Genomic DNA, 15,362 nt, shown 5'->3' with positions numbered 1-15,362 from the left:
CCATGAGTGGTGCAAGAAGCGTCGAGCAGTGGAAAACATTTATCGAAGGTTGTCTGGATTTTCGCCCGGCGGATGAAGTGTTCCGCATCGCCCGTGACATGTTCACCGAGCCGGAGCTGTTCGATCTGGAGATGGAACTGATCTTCGAAAAGAACTGGATCTACGCCTGCCACGAAAGCGAACTGGCCAACAACCACGACTTCGTGACGATGCGCGCCGGGCGCCAGCCGATGATCATCACCCGCGACGGCGAGGGCCAACTCAACGCGCTGATCAATGCCTGCCAGCATCGCGGCACCACTTTGACGCGGGTCGGCAAGGGCAACCAGTCCACCTTCACTTGCCCGTTCCACGCATGGTGCTACAAGAGCGATGGCCGGCTGGTGAAGGTCAAGGCGCCGGGGGAATACCCTGAGGGTTTCGACAAGGCGACGCGCGGGCTGAAAAAGGCACGCATCGAGAGCTACAAAGGCTTTGTGTTCATCAGCCTGGATGTGGCGGGCACCGACAGCCTGGAAGACTTCCTGGGCGACGCCAAAGTGTTCTTCGACATGATGGTCGCCCAGTCCGCTACCGGTGAGTTGGAGGTATTGCCAGGCAAATCCGCCTACACCTACGACGGCAACTGGAAGCTGCAGAACGAAAACGGCCTGGACGGTTATCACGTCAGCACCGTGCACTACAACTACGTGGCCACGGTGCAGCATCGCCAACAGGTGAACACCGAAAACGGCACCGGCGCAGGTAGCACCCTGGACTACAGCAAGCTTGGCGCGGGTGACGCCAACACCGATGACGGCTGGTTTGCCTTCAACAACGGTCACAGTGTGTTGTTCAGCGACATGCCCAACCCCAGCGTGCGCTCCGGCTACGCCACCATCATGCCGCGCCTGGTGGAAGAACACGGGCAGCCAAAGGCCGAGTGGATGATGCACCGCCTGCGCAACCTGAATATCTACCCGAGCCTGTTCTTCCTCGACCAGATCAGCTCGCAACTGCGCATCATCCGCCCGGTGGCGTGGAACAAAACCGAGATCATCAGCCAGTGCCTGGGGGTGAAGGGCGAATCCGACGCGGACCGTGAAAACCGCATTCGCCAGTTTGAGGATTTCTTCAACGTGTCGGGCATGGGCACGCCGGATGACCTGGTGGAATTTCGCGAAGCCCAACGCGGTTTCCAGGGCCGACTGGAACGCTGGAGCGATATCTCACGCGGCAGCCATCGCTGGGAAACCGGCCCCACGCCGAACAGCGAAGCCATCGGCATTCAACCGGCCATGACCGGCACCGAATTCACCCATGAAGGCCTTTACGTGAACCAGCACCGCAACTGGCAGCAATTCCTGCTCAAGGGCTTGGACAAGCAAGCGCTGACACTGCGGGAGGTGGAATGATGAATGCGCAACTGCAGTACCAGATCGAGCAGTTCTTCTACCGCAAATCCGAGCTGTGCGACGCCCAGGACTGGGACGCTTATGTGCAGCTGTTCGACCCGCAGAGTGAGTTCCACCTGCCGCAATGGGACTCGGAGCACGTCTACACCCGTGATCCCAAGCGCGAGATGTCGTTGATCTACTACGCCAACCGCTCGGGCCTGGAAGACCGTGTGTTCCGCCTGCGCACCGGCAAAGCCGCGTCGGCCACACCGATGCCGCGCACCTTGCACCTGATCAATAACGTGCGCATTGCCGATCAGGCGGATGGAACGCTGGAGGTGAAATTGAACTGGCACACGTTGTTCTATCGATTGGCTACGTCGGAGCAGTTCTACGGACAGGCTACCTACAGCCTCAAGCCCCATGACGACAGTTGGTTGATCACCCGCAAACACGCGTTGCTGCTCAACGACACCATCAACTCGGTGCTGGATTTCTATCACCTGTAACCCTGTAGGAGCCGGCTTGCCGGCGATGGCGTCTGACCTGTTGAACACTGTCGCCCGACAGACCGCTATCGCTGGCAAGCCAGCTCCTACAGTTATTGAATCCATGGAGAATGGTGGATGAATCACAAAGTGGCCTTCAGCTTTGCCGATGGCAAGACCCTGTTCTTTCCCGTCGGCGCCCATGAAATCCTGCTGGATGCGGCGCTGCGCAACGGCATCAAGATCCCACTGGATTGCCGTGAAGGTGTGTGCGGCACCTGCCAGGGCCGTTGCGAGTCCGGCGATTACAGCCAGGACTATGTGGATGAGGAAGCCCTGTCCAGCCTCGACCTGCAACAGCGCAAGATGCTCAGTTGCCAGACACGGGTGAAGTCTGACGCAACGTTTTACTTCGACTTTGATTCGAGCCTGTGCAACGCGCCGGGGCCGGTGCAGGTGCGTGGCATGGTGAGCGCGGTGCAGCACGTGTCGACCAGCACCGCGATCCTGCAGGTGCAGTTGGATAAGGCGCTGGACTTTTTACCCGGCCAGTACGCGCGCCTATCGGTGCCCGGCACAGACAGTTGGCGGTCCTATTCTTTCGCCAACCTGCCGGGCAATCACCTGCAATTTTTGGTGCGCCTGTTGCCCGATGGGGTGATGAGCAACTACCTGCGCGAGCGCTGCCAGGTGGGCGATGAGCTGGTGATGGAAGCGCCCCTCGGCGCCTTCTACCTGCGCCACGTCACCAAGCCATTGGTACTGGTGGCGGGTGGCACTGGGTTGTCGGCACTACTGGGCATGCTCGATGAACTGGCCGCCAATGGTTGCGACCAACCGGTGCACCTGTATTACGGCGTGCGCGGTGCCGAGGACGTGTGCGAAGCGGCGCGTATCCAGGGTTATGCTGCGAAAATCGCAGGCTTTCGCTACACCGAAGTCCTCAGCGCCCCCTCCGACGATTGGCCCGGCAAGCGCGGCTACCTCACCGAGCATTTTGACCTGGCCGAATTGCGGGACAGATCGGCGGATATGTACTTATGCGGCCCCCCTCCAATGGTCGAATCCATCCAGCAATGGCTGGCGGATCAGGCACTTGATGGCGTTCAGCTGTATTACGAAAAGTTTACGCAGAGTAATATCTGACCCCTCAGCACTTCTGAGGGGCTGATGCGGCGTGCACTCAACCCTGAGAAAAACAAGTAGAAGGGAATGTTAATGGCGGATGACATGGTTAACCCGGTAGGCCTCAAGCGTGGCCTGAAGAACCGGCACATTCAGCTGATCGCCTTGGGAGGGGCGATCGGCACGGGGTTGTTCCTCGGCTCGGCCGGGGGACTCAAGTCGGCGGGGCCGTCGATGATCCTGGGCTACGCGATTGCGGGTTTTATCGCGTTCCTGATCATGCGCCAGCTCGGCGAGATGATCGTCGAAGAGCCGGTGGCCGGCTCCTTCAGCCACTTCGCGCACAAATACTGGGGCGGCTACGCAGGCTTCCTGGCGGGCTGGAACTACTGGGTGCTGTACGTACTGGTGGGCATGGCCGAACTGACGGCGGTGGGTAAGTACATCCAGTTCTGGTGGCCGGAGATCCCGACCTGGGTCAGCGCGCTGGTGTTCTTTGTCGCGGTGAACCTGATCAACACCCTGAACGTGAAGTTCTTTGGTGAAGCCGAGTTCTGGTTCGCGATCATCAAGGTGGTGGCGATTGTCGGCATGATCGTGCTCGGTTGCTACCTGCTGTTCAGCGGTACCGGCGGCCCGCAAGCCACGGTCAGCAACCTGTGGAGCCACGGCGGGTTCTTCCCGAATGGCGGCATGGGGCTGTTGATGTCCATGGCGTTCATCATGTTCTCGTTCGGTGGCCTGGAACTGGTCGGCATCACTGCCGCCGAAGCCAGCGAGCCGCGCAAAGTGATCCCGAAAGCGATTAACCAGGTGGTCTACCGGATCCTGATTTTCTACGTCGGCGCCCTGACCGTGCTGCTGTCGCTGTACCCCTGGGACCAACTGCTGCAAACCCTCGGCGCCTCGGGCGATCCCTACAGCGGTAGCCCGTTCGTGCAGATTTTCTCGCTGATCGGCAACGACACTGCCGCGCACATCCTCAACTTCGTGGTGCTGACCGCGGCGCTGTCGGTGTACAACAGCGGCGTGTACTGCAACAGCCGCATGCTGTTCGGCCTGGCCGAGCAAGGTGATGCACCCAAGTCGCTGATGAAACTGAACAAGCAAGGCGTGCCGATCCGCGCCCTGGCGATTTCGGCCTTGGTGACCATGCTGTGCGTGGTGGTCAACTACGTGGCGCCGCAGAGTGCCCTGGAGTTGCTGTTCGCGCTGGTGGTTGCCTCGTTGATGATCAACTGGGCGCTGATCAGTATCACCCACATCAAGTTCCGCAAGGCCATGGGCGAGCAAGGCGTGACGCCGTCGTTCAAGACCTTCTGGTTCCCGTTCAGCAACTACCTGTGCCTGGCGTTCATGCTGATGATCATCAGCGTGATGCTGGCGATCCCGGGTATTCGCGAGTCGGTGTATGCGATGCCGGTGTGGGTGGGGGTTATCTACATTGCCTACCGTTTGCGGGTGAGAAACGCAAAAGCCGTGACCGCATAAAACCTGTAGGAGCCGGCTTGCCGGCGATAGGCCTCAAGCCTTGCGGTAATTTTGAGGACGCCATCGCCGGCAAGCCGGGCTCCTACAGGTTTGGCGCATATGAAAAAGCCCCGGTCATCCGGGGCTTTTTGTTTAGAGCGTTGAGCGCACTCGCCACAACTCGGGGAACAACACTGTGTCGAGCATCTTGCGCAAATACCCCACGCCTTCCGTGCCGCCCGTGCCGGGCTGGAAGCCGATGATCCGCTCTACCGTCGTCACATGCCGGAAGCGCCATTGGCGGAACGAGTCCTCCAGGTCGATAAACTTCTCGGCCAACTGATACAGGTCCCAGTAGCGGTTCGGGTCGCGGTATACCTCACGCCATGCCGCCTCCACGGACTCATCGTGAACCGTCGCCGCCGTCGGGTCGCGCTCGGCACGTTTCGGGTCAATCGCCAGGCCGGCCTTGATCATCAGGTTGATCGCTTCGTCGTACAGCGACGGCGTGGCAATCGCCACTTTCAACTCGTTCAACAGCTCTGGCCGATGGGCGTGAGGCCGCAACAGCGCCGCGCTTTTGTTGCCGAGGATAAATTCGATCTCACGGTACTGGAACGACTGGAAACCCGACGACTGCCCCAGGAACGGACGAATCGACTTGTACTCCGAGGGCGTCATCGTCGCCAGCACGGCCCAGGCATGCACCAGTTGATCGAAGATCCGCGACACTCGCGCCAGCATCTTGAAGGCTGGCGGCAACTCGCCGAGGCGCACGTGTTCGCGGGCGGCCTTGAGTTCGTGGAGCATCAGTTTCATCCACAGCTCGGACGTCTGGTGTTGGATGATGAACAGCATTTCGTTGTGGTCCGGCGACAGCGGGTGCTGGGCGCTGAGGACTTTGCCCAGGTCCAGGTAATCGCCGTAGCTCATGGACTCGGAAAAATTCAGTTCGGCGTTATGCCATTCTTCAGGCGGCTGGTAGTCAGCAGAGAAAGGACATTGGCTCATCGCGTGGGCTCCTTGAGCGGACGGAGAATGGCGCGGACGGGGCTCGCGTCGAGGTTGGCGAAACGCAGCGGCAGGGCGATCAATTCATAGTCGCCCTCCGGTACGTCATCGAGCACGATGCCTTCGAGAATCGCCATGCCATGGCGGGCCACGGCGTTGTGAGAATCCATAGTCTTGGACTGCTGCGGGTCCAGGGATGGCGTATCGATGCCGATCAAGCGCACACCCAGGCTGGCAAGCAGCTCGATCGTTTGCGGGGCGATGGCGGTGAAATTCGAATCCCATTCAGTCAGCGGCGCTTGTGGATAAGTGCGCAGCAACACACGCTCGGGCAGGTTATCCACACGACCTTGCAACTGATGCGGCTGCACCAGCGCGCCGCTGTCCAGGCAATGCAGCACCCGGCATGGGCCCATGTACACATCCAGCGACACTTCGCCAATCGGCGCACCGTCCGCGCTGTAATGCAGCGGCGCGTCCACATGGGCGCCGGTGTGCGGCGACAAGGTGATACGCCCGACATTCACCGGACACTCCGGGCCAAACTGCCACACGCGCTCTTCCTGGAACGGCGTATCTCCCGGCCAGGTCGGGGTCGCCGTACTCAAGGGCGGGCTGATATCCCACCACGTTTTTATTGGGTTCATTTCAAGGCTCTCGGCGGTTACTGGGGTGAATGATACGAGGGCCGGCTGCGAATTTTCTTGCGAATTCTGGCGTGAGACGGGAAATCTTTCGCACTTACTGCGAAGAACGGACGAGAAATCGCACAAATATATCGTCCGGATGCGCCACCGTGCCCTGTGGGAGCCGGGCTTGCCCGCGATGACGGTGGCACTGCTTGCATCTTCATAGCCTGACACTCCGCTATCGCGGGCAAGCCCGGCTCCCACAGGGGTTCGCGGTAATTTCCGGATCATCACACCGCTGCGCTTCTGGGCATCCCGATGTCGAGTTCAGACCACTGACGCAACGCCCGAGGCCTTAGGGTGCACCCTTCCATTCCCTGCCTCGGAGTCATCATGTCCAAGCCCATCACCGTACTGCGCGACACCCACCCCCTGCCGGTCCTGGACGCGTGCAAATGGGAAAAACTCGAAGGCGACCCGCACACCGTCAACCTCAACGCCTACACCAGCGAAGACGGCAGCAAAATCATGGGCACCTGGATCTGCACCCCGGGCAAGTGGTATGTGGACTACGTAAAGTGGGAATACTGCCACTTCCAGGAAGGCTACTGCATCATCACCCCGGAAGGCCTGGAGCCGATTCACCTGCGGGCTGGGGATATCTTCGTGGTGGAACCGGGGATGAAGGGGACGTGGGAAGTGGTCGAGACAGTGCGTAAGTATTTTGTGTTTGCTTGAGCCGCAAAAACCCGGGAGCCCACTATTAGCAGGCTCCCGGAAACGCCCCTATTTGGGCTTGCGATAGCTGTTGATAATCGCCGAGAAGTCCTTGCCCCCTTCCCCACGCTGGCTCATCGATTGATACAACTGCTGGGCCACAGCGCCCAGAATCACGGGTTGCTTTGCCTGGCGCGCGGCCTCGGTAGCCAGGCCCAGGTCCTTGAGCATCAGGTCAGCCCCAAACCCACCGGTATAACCACGCGACGACGGTGCGGTTTCGATCACCCCCGGCCATGGGTTGTAGGTATCGGAACTCCAGCAACGTCCGGTGGAGCTGTTGATGATCCCGGCCAGCACCTGTGTGTCGATGCCCAGCGCATCGCCCAGGGCCATGGCCTCGCTGACGCCGACCATGCTGATGCCGAGCAACAGGTTGTTGCAGATCTTGGCGATCTGGCCGGTGCCGACGTCGCCGCAATGCACGATATTGCGGCCCATCTGCGCCAGCACCGGTTGCAGGGTGGCGAACAGTTCCGGGGTGGCGCCGACCATGAAGGTCAGCGTCCCTGCGCTAGCACCGCCGGTGCCGCCGGAGACTGGAGCATCAGCTATCACCACACCTTGCTTGGCCGCCGCAGCGGCAACCTCGCGGATGGTTTGCGGGTCGATGGTGCTGCAATCCACGGCCGGTACGCCTTCACCAATTCCGGCGAGCACACCGTCTTCATTCAGCCACACGCTGTGCACATGGGCAGCGGCGGGCAGCATGGTTATCACCAGCTCCGCGCCTTGTGCCGCTTCACGCGGTGAGCCTGCGACGGTGGCGCCCAGTTCTGCGAACGCCTTGAACACGCCTGGATTTACGTCGAACACGTTCAGCTTATTGCCAGCCAAAAGCAGGTTGCGGGCCATGGGCGCGCCCATGTTGCCCAAGCCGATAAATGCAATCTTCATGGTCGTCTCCCGGAATCAGCGCAGGTTGATGGTGGTGTTGACGCCATCGTTGACCGTGTCGTCGTCGAACCAGCGGCTGGTGACGGTCTTGGTCTGGGTGTAGAACTGCACCACTTGCTTGCCGTACGGGCCCAGGTCGCCGAGCTTGGAACCACGGGAGCCGGTGAAGCTGAAGAACGGCACCGGCACCGGGATCGGGATATTGATGCCGACCTGGCCTACGTCGATTTCGCTCTGGAACTTGCGCGCCGCCGCGCCGCTCTGGGTGAACAGGCCGGTACCGTTGCCGAACGGGTTGGCGTTGACCAAGGCGATCGCCTCGTCGAGGGTCGCGACCTCCAGCACCACCAGCACCGGGCCGAAGATTTCCTGGGTGTAGATCTGCATATCGGTGGTCACGCCCGAGAACAGGGTCGGGCCGACAAAGTTGCCTTGCTCGAAGCCCGGCACCCTGATGTCGCGGCCGTCCAGTTCCAGCTTGGCGCCTTCTTTCACACCGCTCTCGATGAGTTCCAGGATACGTGCCTTGGCGCGCTTGGAAATCACCGGGCCGACATCGGTACCGGCTTCGCTGCCCGCGTTGACCTTGAGCTTTTGCGCAAGCGCTTTCAGGTCCGGCAGCCATTGCTTGGACGCGCCCACCAGCACCACCACCGAGGTGGCCATGCAACGTTGGCCCGCCGCGCCGAAACCGGCACCGACCAGGGCATTGAGGGTGTGTTCACGGTTGGCATCCGGCAGCACCACGGCGTGGTTCTTGGCGCCCATCATCGACTGCACGCGCTTACCGTGTTTGCCGGCCAAGTCGTAGACATGAGTGCCCACGGCGGTCGAGCCCACGAAGGACACAGCCTTGATGTCTTTGTGGGTGCACAGTGCATCCACCACATCCTTGCCGCCGTGCACCACGTTGAGCACGCCAGCCGGCACGCCAGCTTCCAGCGCCAGCTCGACGAGCAGCATGGTCGACAGCGGGTCCTGCTCGGAGGGCTTGAGGACGAAGGTGTTACCGCAGGCGATCGCCATCGGGAACATCCACAGCGGGATCATCGCCGGGAAGTTGAACGGGGTGATGCCGGCGCACACGCCGATGGGTTGGCGCAGGGTGTAAGTGTCGACGCCACCCGCAACGTTTTCAGCGAACTCGCCCATCTGCAGCGTGCCGATGGAACAGGCGTGCTCCACCACTTCCAGGCCACGGAAAATATCGCCCTCGGCATCGGCAATGGTCTTGCCCTGCTCGTTGCTGAGGACCACGGCGATGCGCTTGGAATGTTCGCGGATCAAGGCTTGCAGCTTGAGCATGATGCGCATGCGCGCGCCGATCGGCGTCAGCTTCCAGGTCTGGAAGGCGCGGTGGGCAGCGTCGATGGCAGCGTTGACTTCATCGGCAGTAGCGAACGGGACTTTGGCCAGCACCTCTTGGGTGGCCGGGTTGACGATGTCTTGCCACTCGGAGGTCTTGGACTCGACCCACTCGCCGTTGATCAGCAACTTGACCTGTTGCACGGAAATATCGGCAGATGCGTTCATGTGGTCTCCAAATCTTATAGTTATGCAGAGAACCAAGGCGTTGAATCGCCTTGAAGAATGAGGCGTTCGGACTGTTTTTGGAGTATAGATGTGCAAATCTCTAATAAGAACGCACATAAAAGCCGGACCAATATGCAAAAAAACATCACGTCCCTGGGCTCCCTGAACTGGGATGACCTGAAGTTTTTCCTCGAAGTGGCCCGCACCCGCAAGGCCAGCGTGGCCGCCAAGCGCCTGGCGGTGGACTACACCACCGTGTCGCGGCGCATCAGTTCACTGGAAGTGTCACTCGGCACCCTGCTGTTCGAAAAATCCCGGACCAACGGTTTCGTGCTCACCACCGAGGGCCAGCGTCTGCTGGGTTATGCCGAGTCCATCGAAAGCACCCTGCACATGGCCTGCGAGCAAGTCTCCGGCTCCGGCGTGGCGCTGTCGGGCCATGTGCGCATGGGCTGCACCGAAGGGTTCGGGAGCTTCTTCGTCACCCCGCAGTTGAGCCACTTCGTCGACACCTACCCGGCCATCTCGGTGGACATCCTGCCCCTGCCCCACTTCATCAGCCTGTCCAAGCGCGAAGCCGACATCGTCATCGCCCTGGAACGGCCGGAACACGGGCCGTATGTGTGCTGCAAACTGTGCGACTACAAATTGCAGCTGTACGCGACCCAGGAATACCTCGACCAGCACCCACCGATCCGCAAACCGGCGGATTTGGCCGAGCATCCGTTTATCAGCTATGTGGATGACTTGGCGTTCAGCTCGGAGTTGTTGTACCTGGCGAATGTGGTGCCCGGCGCCAGCGCCAGTTTGCGCAGCACCAGTGTGATCGCGCAGTACGTGGCGGCGCAGCAGGGCCGGTCGATGGCGATATTGCCGTGTTTTTTGGCGGCGCAGGATCCACGGCTGTTACCGGTGCTGGGGGAGCAGATTTCCATCACTCGCCAGTTTTGGATGTATTGCCGGGAGGACTTGAGGAAGTTGAAGCGGATTACATTGCTGTGGGACTACATCAGGGAAGTGACGGAGCAGAATCAGGGGTTGTTGATGGGGGAGACGCGAGAGATGGTGTATTCGGGTATGTAGTTTGCCCCATTAAAGGTCAAAATGTATCTCTAGAATCCTACTCCCGCTTCTGCAATTCGGTGGGTGGCCCATTATAAAAAATCTTTGGAAGGAGCCCTCAGCTACGTAACGCAACCTGTATTCTGCCAAGGTAAAATTAGACCTTTACCCAACCTAATAAAAACTCTAGACGTTCAGAGTCACTCAGCAAGGGGCCTATATTTGTATGAGCTATGGACCAACGCACATTCCTTCACGAGGCTTCTGTATTTACTGCAAAGCCTCAGGTGTGAGATTGACTGACGAACATATCATGCCTTATTTCATAGGAGGCTCCCACGTACTTAAAGAGGCAAGCTGTGATAATTGCGCAAAAATAACGTCACGATTTGAAATGGATGTTTCTAGAGAGCTTTGGGGCGATGCAAGAATAGTCTACAACGCGCCCTCACGCCGCAAGAAAAAAAGACCTAAATACATACTTATGCGCGACGAGAAGAATCCAGGCTATAAAATTAAAATCCCAACAAAAGATTGTCCTGCCGTAATGGTGTTTTACAAGATGCCAAAGGCCGGAATTTTACAGGGGCTCCCAGAGTCCGTTGATCTTTCACAAAGCTGGGAATTAGTGTCACCCGTCGACGAGGAAAAAATAAATAGTTTCACCGCTAAGTATGGGCAGCGCCCCGTAATGAGCTTTAGACATGTACCGGACAGTTTTGCACGACTACTGGCAAAAATAGCTTATGGGCAAGCGCTATGCACTTTGGCTCCAAGCGACTTCCACCCAATCTGCTTGCCATATATTCTTGGTCAAAAGAAAAATTTATCTTACATAGTTGGCGGCAGAGGAAGCTACTCTGATATGAAATTAGAGCTAGGTTATGAGATGAAAACAATTTATCTCAAAGCCCCGGGCAAGCTATTAATTATAGTGGAAATCAGGATACTCCCCAACAACTCAACCCCGACCTATCATATTGTAGTTGGTTATGTAGACGGAGAAGAAAACTCAGATCAACTCTATGAAAAATTCAAAACAACAGATTCATTTGAAATCCCCAATCGTAGCCCGAACCACTCAATTAATAATGACGACCTCCATTGGATGCCTTCAATATGGCCATTACCAGGCCTACCATAATAATTACTTCAAAGTAATCAAATACAAAATATAACCAATCACAGCTTATCTAGCGGAATAACCCCCCCAAAACAAACACAAATCTCCTCTATAAAAAGTCAAAACAAAATTTTATAAATCCCAAATAGGCCAAGAGCAACAAAAATATAGAAAATAACCTGAACGCTTTTCTTGGTTACCTTTTGATTAATTACGCCAAGCTCATCAAAAAACAAACCCACAAACTCATGCTGCTCAATATCCATCTTCATCCCGAGAGACGGAAACAACTCTTTTGCCTCTAAATACTTAAGCCTAGCCAAATTAGCAATCAATTCATTATCATCAGCAAGCTTCAACCTATCATCCTCGAAGGCTCCCCACGCCATCATTCGCGCTGCTTTCTCTCCCTCTGATGGTAATAAATCGATTACAGCCACCCGTAGATGGAGTTCTGTATTCACTTTTTGGTTTCCGTATAGGTCTAAATTTCGCATGCGGAGCTCCGTCCTTTGATTGCAAAATCTTAGCATTTCAAGAGAGCACGTGAAGGCCAACGTTAAAGTACACAGGTGATATGAACTTCATCTGTAAGCTGCGCGGGGCTGAGCGAAGACTCACTACGCAGGACGTAGGTCAAATTTTTACGGCATTAAAGGGCTATCAACGACGATTCTCTTTAAATTGCAGGACGTTTCCTAGAGAATCTCCGACCTATTGTGCCTTAGGGTTCGAGTCATTAGCCTCCGTATTTCGCTGACATCAGCGAACGGGTTTAGCGACCCGAACCCGGACACAGCCTCCAACGTCAAGCGCTTCATGCTCGTCGTTGTCGTGTTATGGCGGCTGTGCGTGGGAGACCTTCGGGTCTGCCGGGTCCTGGGTCCGGTTCGCTAACCTGCGTACAGCTGCCACCCTTTCATGTTTAGCGACATGAGTGGGTGGCTCCCTAAACTCCCAGGTATAGATCATGACTAAAATCGTCCCCGATCCACCGCTCTCCTCCATCACCACCCTCGGCGTAGTCACCTTCGGCGACTACGGCGAAAACCAAAAACCGCTGTTCCGCGTCAACGCCGGCATGCCCATTGAGGAAGCTTTAGAGCACGCCTCCACCCTGCTTTTTTACTCCAAGAAACTCGCAATGGAAGCCGCCATGGATGTGCGCGGCGAACAATACGCGTGGGCCGCGCATTACCTGTGTGAGATGGGTAAGGCCGTGGTTGATGACCTGACGCAAGCGATGACGCCGGGCCGTTAAGCGAACGAGGTCTCAAGCACACCGCAAAACCCACTGTGGGAGCTGGCTTGCCTGCGATGGCTGTGTATCAGCCAGTACATCCGGTACTGAGACACCGCTATCGCAGGCAAGCCAGCTCCCAAAGTTGATTGGGTTTCACATTGAGATTGGCGGGACGGGTTCAGTCCGACTTCACCACGATCGACACCCGCCGATTCTCGGTGCGCCCCGCCACCGTGGTGTTCGGTGCCACCGGCTCGCTGCTGCCCAGCCCGCGCAGCTGGATGTTCTCTTCCTTCATGCCCACACCGGTCAACACCGTCGCCACGCTTTTTGCGCGGCGCAGGGACAGTTGCTGGTTGTAGGTTTCCTTGCCCGACGCATCGGTGTGGCCGTCGACGCGGACGCGTTCGATGCCGACGCCCAGCAGGGCCTTGCCGATGCGTTGGACGATCTCGGTGCTGGGTGGGTTGAGCGTCTCGACGTCGCTGCCGAACAGTACTTTGCCGGACAGGCCGAATGCCCAGCCTTCGTCGGTCAGTTCAAAGCCTTGCTGCTTGAGGACCGCTACTTGCGCCGGGGTAAGGCCTTTGGGGGGTGGCGTCTGGCAGCCGCCGAGGGCGAGCAGTGCCACCAGCAGGGGGATAAACATGAAACGCACGGTCGAGAACAAGGGATCAGCTCCTGTGGTGAACGTTGGCGGCGGAGGGCTCCGACTCTGCCGTTTGCTGGCCGCCCGAGGACAAACGTTTGGCCTGGTACATCGCCGCGTCGGCAGCATTGAGCAAGGTGCCGGGTGTGGCGCCATGATCAGGGTAGATGGCGATGCCAATACTGAGGGAGGTCAATACCTGGGTGTTGCCGGGCACGGGGATCGGCAGGTCCATGCTGGCGATGATCTTGTCGGCGATGCGCTGGGCGTCTTCTACCTTGTGCAGCGGCGCCAGCAGGATGGCGAACTCGTCACCGCCCAGGCGCGCCACCAGGTCATCCTCACGCAACTGGGCCCGTACACGTTCGGCGACGGCCACGAGCACGGCGTCACCGGCAGCGTGGCCAAAGCTGTCATTGATCTCTTTGAAGCGATCGCTGTCGAGGTACAGCACTGCCAGCTGCTCTTTGGCCTTGGCCGCGCTGCGCAGGGCACGGATCAATCGGCCTTCGAAGAACGCGCGGTTGGGCAGGCCGGTGAGGCTGTCGTGGTTGGCCTGGTGGGCGAGGGATTCGTTTTCGCTTTGCAGGTGGTTTTGCCAGGCCTCCATCTCGCCGAGCAGGGCGTTGAAGTCACTGCCCAGGCTGTCGAGTTCGGCGATTTTTGCCGGTGGTACGCGGCGGTCGAAGTCGCGCTCGCTGCGGGCGGCGTGGGCCACGGCGGCGAGGCTTTGCAGTGGGCCGGTGATACCGCGCAACAAGCGTCGCGCCAAGTGCAGGGCGATCCACGCGCTGAGCGCGGTGCAGATGAGGATCCCGGCCAGGCCGCTGAGCAGGAAGCGCAGCAGGCTGCCACCGTGCCCCGTGAGGTGAGTACTGCCGATGGCTCGCCCTTGGTGGAGGATCGGCTGGCTGATGGGTTGTTCGAGCAAGGTGTGCGCCAGTTCCAGTTCAACCCGCGAGAGCATGCCGGTATCCGGGCGTATCCACTGCGCCAGCAACTTGCCATTGGCGTCGAAGACTTCGGCCTGGGCCACCTCTTCGGTGGAAGCGATCAGGCTGAGGGCTTCGGTGGCTGCCGCGCTGTCGTTGAACACCACCGCCGCTTCCACGGTGTAGTTGATGGAGCGCGCGATCAGGTGCAGGTTGTGTTCGGCATACACCCGCAGCGCCAACACCCCCAGCAAGGTCAGCGAGACGCTCGCCAGGATCACGGCTACCAGCGCCAGGATCAGGTGCCCTCGGCCGATGACCGAGCGCAATGTCGGTCGCACTTTATCGACCTTCATGGCGCAGGCGCTCGGCGACGGGACAACTGCAGCACGCTGGGGTGAATGCGCACGCCGCTGCGCGCCACGGAGTCGAGGTTGACCTCGAAGGACACCTGCTCATCCCCCACCCGCAGGCAGAACAGGCTGCCCACCGTACACTGGTCGCCGCCTTCGCTGATGCTGAGCACCGGATGACCGATCAACGAGGTAAACAGCTGGCCACGCTCATCGGCACTGAGTTTGCCGATGTACACCGCATCGCACGCGTTGACGATATCCGAATGGCTGGCCAGCAGACGCTGCACCACGACCGGACGGCCGGTGGCCTGTGTGGTGCCTTTGATCAAGTCGTCGGTGTATTGGGTCGGGCCGACGATACACAGGCGCAATTGCGCAGGCTCAACCGGCCAGCGCGCATAACTGAGGATACCCAATACCACTTGGGTGACCGCCTGGGCGCGTTGCGCAGCAAGGCCTGCGGGGTCGGATGCCTGGGCAGAAGCGTGCGGCGTAAGCACACACAGGACCGCCACCAGCAGCAGGCGTCTCCAGCTCAAACTGCGCTCTGTGGGCGAGACAGCCACGTTCATGCAGCGATTCTCTCAGGTATTTTTTAAATGATGCCGCAACGATAGCACAGCGGCGGAAAACCCCGCGAAGACGGGTCTTCGCGGGGGCCGCTATTTTTTCAGAAAAATCAGACGCCTGA

The 15,362-nt window shown here is 58.7% G+C and carries 16 protein-coding genes; 8 read left to right on the top strand and 8 right to left on the bottom strand.

Going from position 1 to position 15,362, the window contains the following annotated elements:
• Positions 1 to 2 precede the first annotated feature (2 nt).
• The 4 genes from antA (at position 3) to AC0IYN_RS15395 (ending at position 4,480) form a co-directional block, all read left to right on the top strand.
• Positions 3 to 1,394, top strand: a complete 1,392-nt coding sequence (gene antA / locus AC0IYN_RS15410; protein ID WP_406599928.1) for an anthranilate 1,2-dioxygenase large subunit — start codon at positions 3 to 5, stop codon at positions 1,392 to 1,394.
• Complete coding sequence (antB, locus tag AC0IYN_RS15405; RefSeq protein WP_406599929.1) at positions 1,394 to 1,885, top strand: anthranilate 1,2-dioxygenase small subunit; 492 nt, start codon at positions 1,394 to 1,396, stop codon at positions 1,883 to 1,885. The genes antA and antB overlap by 1 nt, the downstream gene beginning before the upstream one ends.
• Positions 1,886 to 2,002: 117 nt before the next feature.
• A complete protein-coding gene (gene antC, locus AC0IYN_RS15400; protein WP_471842172.1) occupies positions 2,003 to 3,010 on the top strand; it encodes an anthranilate 1,2-dioxygenase electron transfer component AntC in 1,008 nt (335 codons plus the stop codon).
• Positions 3,011 to 3,082: 72 nt separating this feature from the next.
• Positions 3,083 to 4,480, top strand: coding sequence for an amino acid permease (locus AC0IYN_RS15395; protein ID WP_471842170.1), 1,398 nt, complete (start codon positions 3,083 to 3,085; stop codon positions 4,478 to 4,480).
• A gap of 132 nt (positions 4,481 to 4,612) precedes the next feature.
• Here AC0IYN_RS15395 and kynA read toward each other — a convergent pair whose 3' ends face one another.
• Positions 4,613 to 5,470, bottom strand: a complete 858-nt coding sequence (gene kynA / locus AC0IYN_RS15390) for a tryptophan 2,3-dioxygenase (protein WP_028617933.1) — start codon at positions 5,468 to 5,470, stop codon at positions 4,613 to 4,615.
• Complete coding sequence (kynB, locus tag AC0IYN_RS15385; protein ID WP_308908003.1) at positions 5,467 to 6,117, bottom strand: arylformamidase; 651 nt, start codon at positions 6,115 to 6,117, stop codon at positions 5,467 to 5,469. The genes kynA and kynB overlap by 4 nt, the downstream gene beginning before the upstream one ends.
• 375 nt (positions 6,118 to 6,492) lie before the next feature.
• Between kynB and AC0IYN_RS15380 the strand changes: the two genes are divergently transcribed.
• Positions 6,493 to 6,837, top strand: coding sequence for a cupin domain-containing protein (locus AC0IYN_RS15380; RefSeq protein ID WP_010206533.1), 345 nt, complete (start codon positions 6,493 to 6,495; stop codon positions 6,835 to 6,837).
• 48 nt (positions 6,838 to 6,885) lie between these two features.
• Here the strand turns inward: AC0IYN_RS15380 and mmsB are convergent, their stop codons facing one another.
• Together mmsB and AC0IYN_RS15370 are read right to left on the bottom strand one after the other, a co-directional pair.
• Positions 6,886 to 7,773, bottom strand: coding sequence for a 3-hydroxyisobutyrate dehydrogenase (gene mmsB / locus AC0IYN_RS15375; RefSeq protein WP_338575286.1), 888 nt, complete (start codon positions 7,771 to 7,773; stop codon positions 6,886 to 6,888).
• A gap of 15 nt (positions 7,774 to 7,788) precedes the next feature.
• On the bottom strand, positions 7,789 to 9,306 hold the full coding sequence (locus AC0IYN_RS15370; RefSeq protein WP_471842166.1) for a CoA-acylating methylmalonate-semialdehyde dehydrogenase: 1,518 nt from the start codon (positions 9,304 to 9,306) through the stop codon (positions 7,789 to 7,791).
• Positions 9,307 to 9,438: 132 nt separating this feature from the next.
• Between AC0IYN_RS15370 and AC0IYN_RS15365 the strand changes: the two genes are divergently transcribed.
• The gene (locus AC0IYN_RS15365; RefSeq protein ID WP_123477878.1) at positions 9,439 to 10,389 is read left to right on the top strand and encodes a LysR family transcriptional regulator; all 951 of its coding nucleotides are present in this window, start codon (positions 9,439 to 9,441) and stop codon (positions 10,387 to 10,389) included.
• Positions 10,390 to 10,594: 205 nt separating this feature from the next.
• On the top strand, positions 10,595 to 11,512 hold the full coding sequence (locus tag AC0IYN_RS15360) for an HNH endonuclease (RefSeq protein ID WP_471842162.1): 918 nt from the start codon (positions 10,595 to 10,597) through the stop codon (positions 11,510 to 11,512).
• A gap of 98 nt (positions 11,513 to 11,610) precedes the next feature.
• Here the strand turns inward: AC0IYN_RS15360 and AC0IYN_RS15355 are convergent, their stop codons facing one another.
• Complete coding sequence (locus AC0IYN_RS15355; RefSeq protein WP_471842160.1) at positions 11,611 to 11,988, bottom strand: hypothetical protein; 378 nt, start codon at positions 11,986 to 11,988, stop codon at positions 11,611 to 11,613.
• A gap of 473 nt (positions 11,989 to 12,461) precedes the next feature.
• Here AC0IYN_RS15355 and AC0IYN_RS15350 point away from each other — a divergent pair, with 473 nt between their 5' ends.
• Positions 12,462 to 12,752 (top strand): DUF3077 domain-containing protein, encoded by a 291-nt coding sequence (locus AC0IYN_RS15350; protein WP_471842158.1) that lies wholly within the window; start codon positions 12,462 to 12,464, stop codon positions 12,750 to 12,752.
• A gap of 160 nt (positions 12,753 to 12,912) precedes the next feature.
• Here the strand turns inward: AC0IYN_RS15350 and yfiB are convergent, their stop codons facing one another.
• The 3 genes from yfiB to yfiR are packed head-to-tail and all read right to left on the bottom strand — an operon-like array spanning position 12,913 to position 15,243.
• Positions 12,913 to 13,404, bottom strand: a complete 492-nt coding sequence (gene yfiB, locus AC0IYN_RS15345) for an outer membrane lipoprotein YfiB (protein ID WP_471842155.1) — start codon at positions 13,402 to 13,404, stop codon at positions 12,913 to 12,915.
• 4 nt (positions 13,405 to 13,408) lie between these two features.
• Positions 13,409 to 14,671, bottom strand: a complete 1,263-nt coding sequence (gene dgcN, locus AC0IYN_RS15340) for a diguanylate cyclase DgcN/YfiN (RefSeq protein WP_457240033.1) — start codon at positions 14,669 to 14,671, stop codon at positions 13,409 to 13,411.
• Positions 14,668 to 15,243 carry a regulatory sequestration protein YfiR gene (gene yfiR, locus AC0IYN_RS15335; RefSeq protein WP_406599923.1) on the bottom strand — a complete coding sequence of 192 codons (576 nt, stop codon included), beginning with the start codon at positions 15,241 to 15,243 and terminating at the stop codon, positions 14,668 to 14,670. Before yfiR ends, dgcN begins: the two co-directional genes overlap by 4 nt.
• Between the last annotated feature and the right edge of the window lie 119 nt (positions 15,244 to 15,362).

The sequence above is a fragment of the Pseudomonas sp. AC112 genome (assembly GCF_979253545.1).
Note: the sequence above shows the minus strand (reverse complement) of the source record. Positions and strands in the feature narration are given on the sequence as shown.

Bases quoted from the DNA above. Each gene is read 5' to 3' on its own strand.
- dgcN (WP_457240033.1), bottom strand. From the start codon at position 14,671: ATGAAGGTCGATAAAGTGCGACCGACATTGCGCTCGGTCATCGGCCGA.
- AC0IYN_RS15365 (WP_123477878.1), top strand. From the start codon at position 9,439: ATGCAAAAAAACATCACGTCCCTGGGCTCCCTGAACTGGGATGACCTG.
- AC0IYN_RS15395 (WP_471842170.1), top strand. From the start codon at position 3,083: ATGGCGGATGACATGGTTAACCCGGTAGGCCTCAAGCGTGGCCTGAAG.
- yfiR (WP_406599923.1), bottom strand. From the start codon at position 15,243: ATGAACGTGGCTGTCTCGCCCACAGAGCGCAGTTTGAGCTGGAGACGC.
- AC0IYN_RS15380 (WP_010206533.1), top strand. From the start codon at position 6,493: ATGTCCAAGCCCATCACCGTACTGCGCGACACCCACCCCCTGCCGGTC.
- AC0IYN_RS15355 (WP_471842160.1), bottom strand. From the start codon at position 11,988: ATGCGAAATTTAGACCTATACGGAAACCAAAAAGTGAATACAGAACTC.
- kynA (WP_028617933.1), bottom strand. From the start codon at position 5,470: ATGAGCCAATGTCCTTTCTCTGCTGACTACCAGCCGCCTGAAGAATGG.
- mmsB (WP_338575286.1), bottom strand. From the start codon at position 7,773: ATGAAGATTGCATTTATCGGCTTGGGCAACATGGGCGCGCCCATGGCC.
- AC0IYN_RS15350 (WP_471842158.1), top strand. From the start codon at position 12,462: ATGACTAAAATCGTCCCCGATCCACCGCTCTCCTCCATCACCACCCTC.
- AC0IYN_RS15360 (WP_471842162.1), top strand. From the start codon at position 10,595: ATGAGCTATGGACCAACGCACATTCCTTCACGAGGCTTCTGTATTTAC.
- kynB (WP_308908003.1), bottom strand. From the start codon at position 6,117: ATGAACCCAATAAAAACGTGGTGGGATATCAGCCCGCCCTTGAGTACG.
- antB (WP_406599929.1), top strand. From the start codon at position 1,394: ATGAATGCGCAACTGCAGTACCAGATCGAGCAGTTCTTCTACCGCAAA.
- AC0IYN_RS15370 (WP_471842166.1), bottom strand. From the start codon at position 9,306: ATGAACGCATCTGCCGATATTTCCGTGCAACAGGTCAAGTTGCTGATC.
- antA (WP_406599928.1), top strand. From the start codon at position 3: ATGAGTGGTGCAAGAAGCGTCGAGCAGTGGAAAACATTTATCGAAGGT.
- antC (WP_471842172.1), top strand. From the start codon at position 2,003: ATGAATCACAAAGTGGCCTTCAGCTTTGCCGATGGCAAGACCCTGTTC.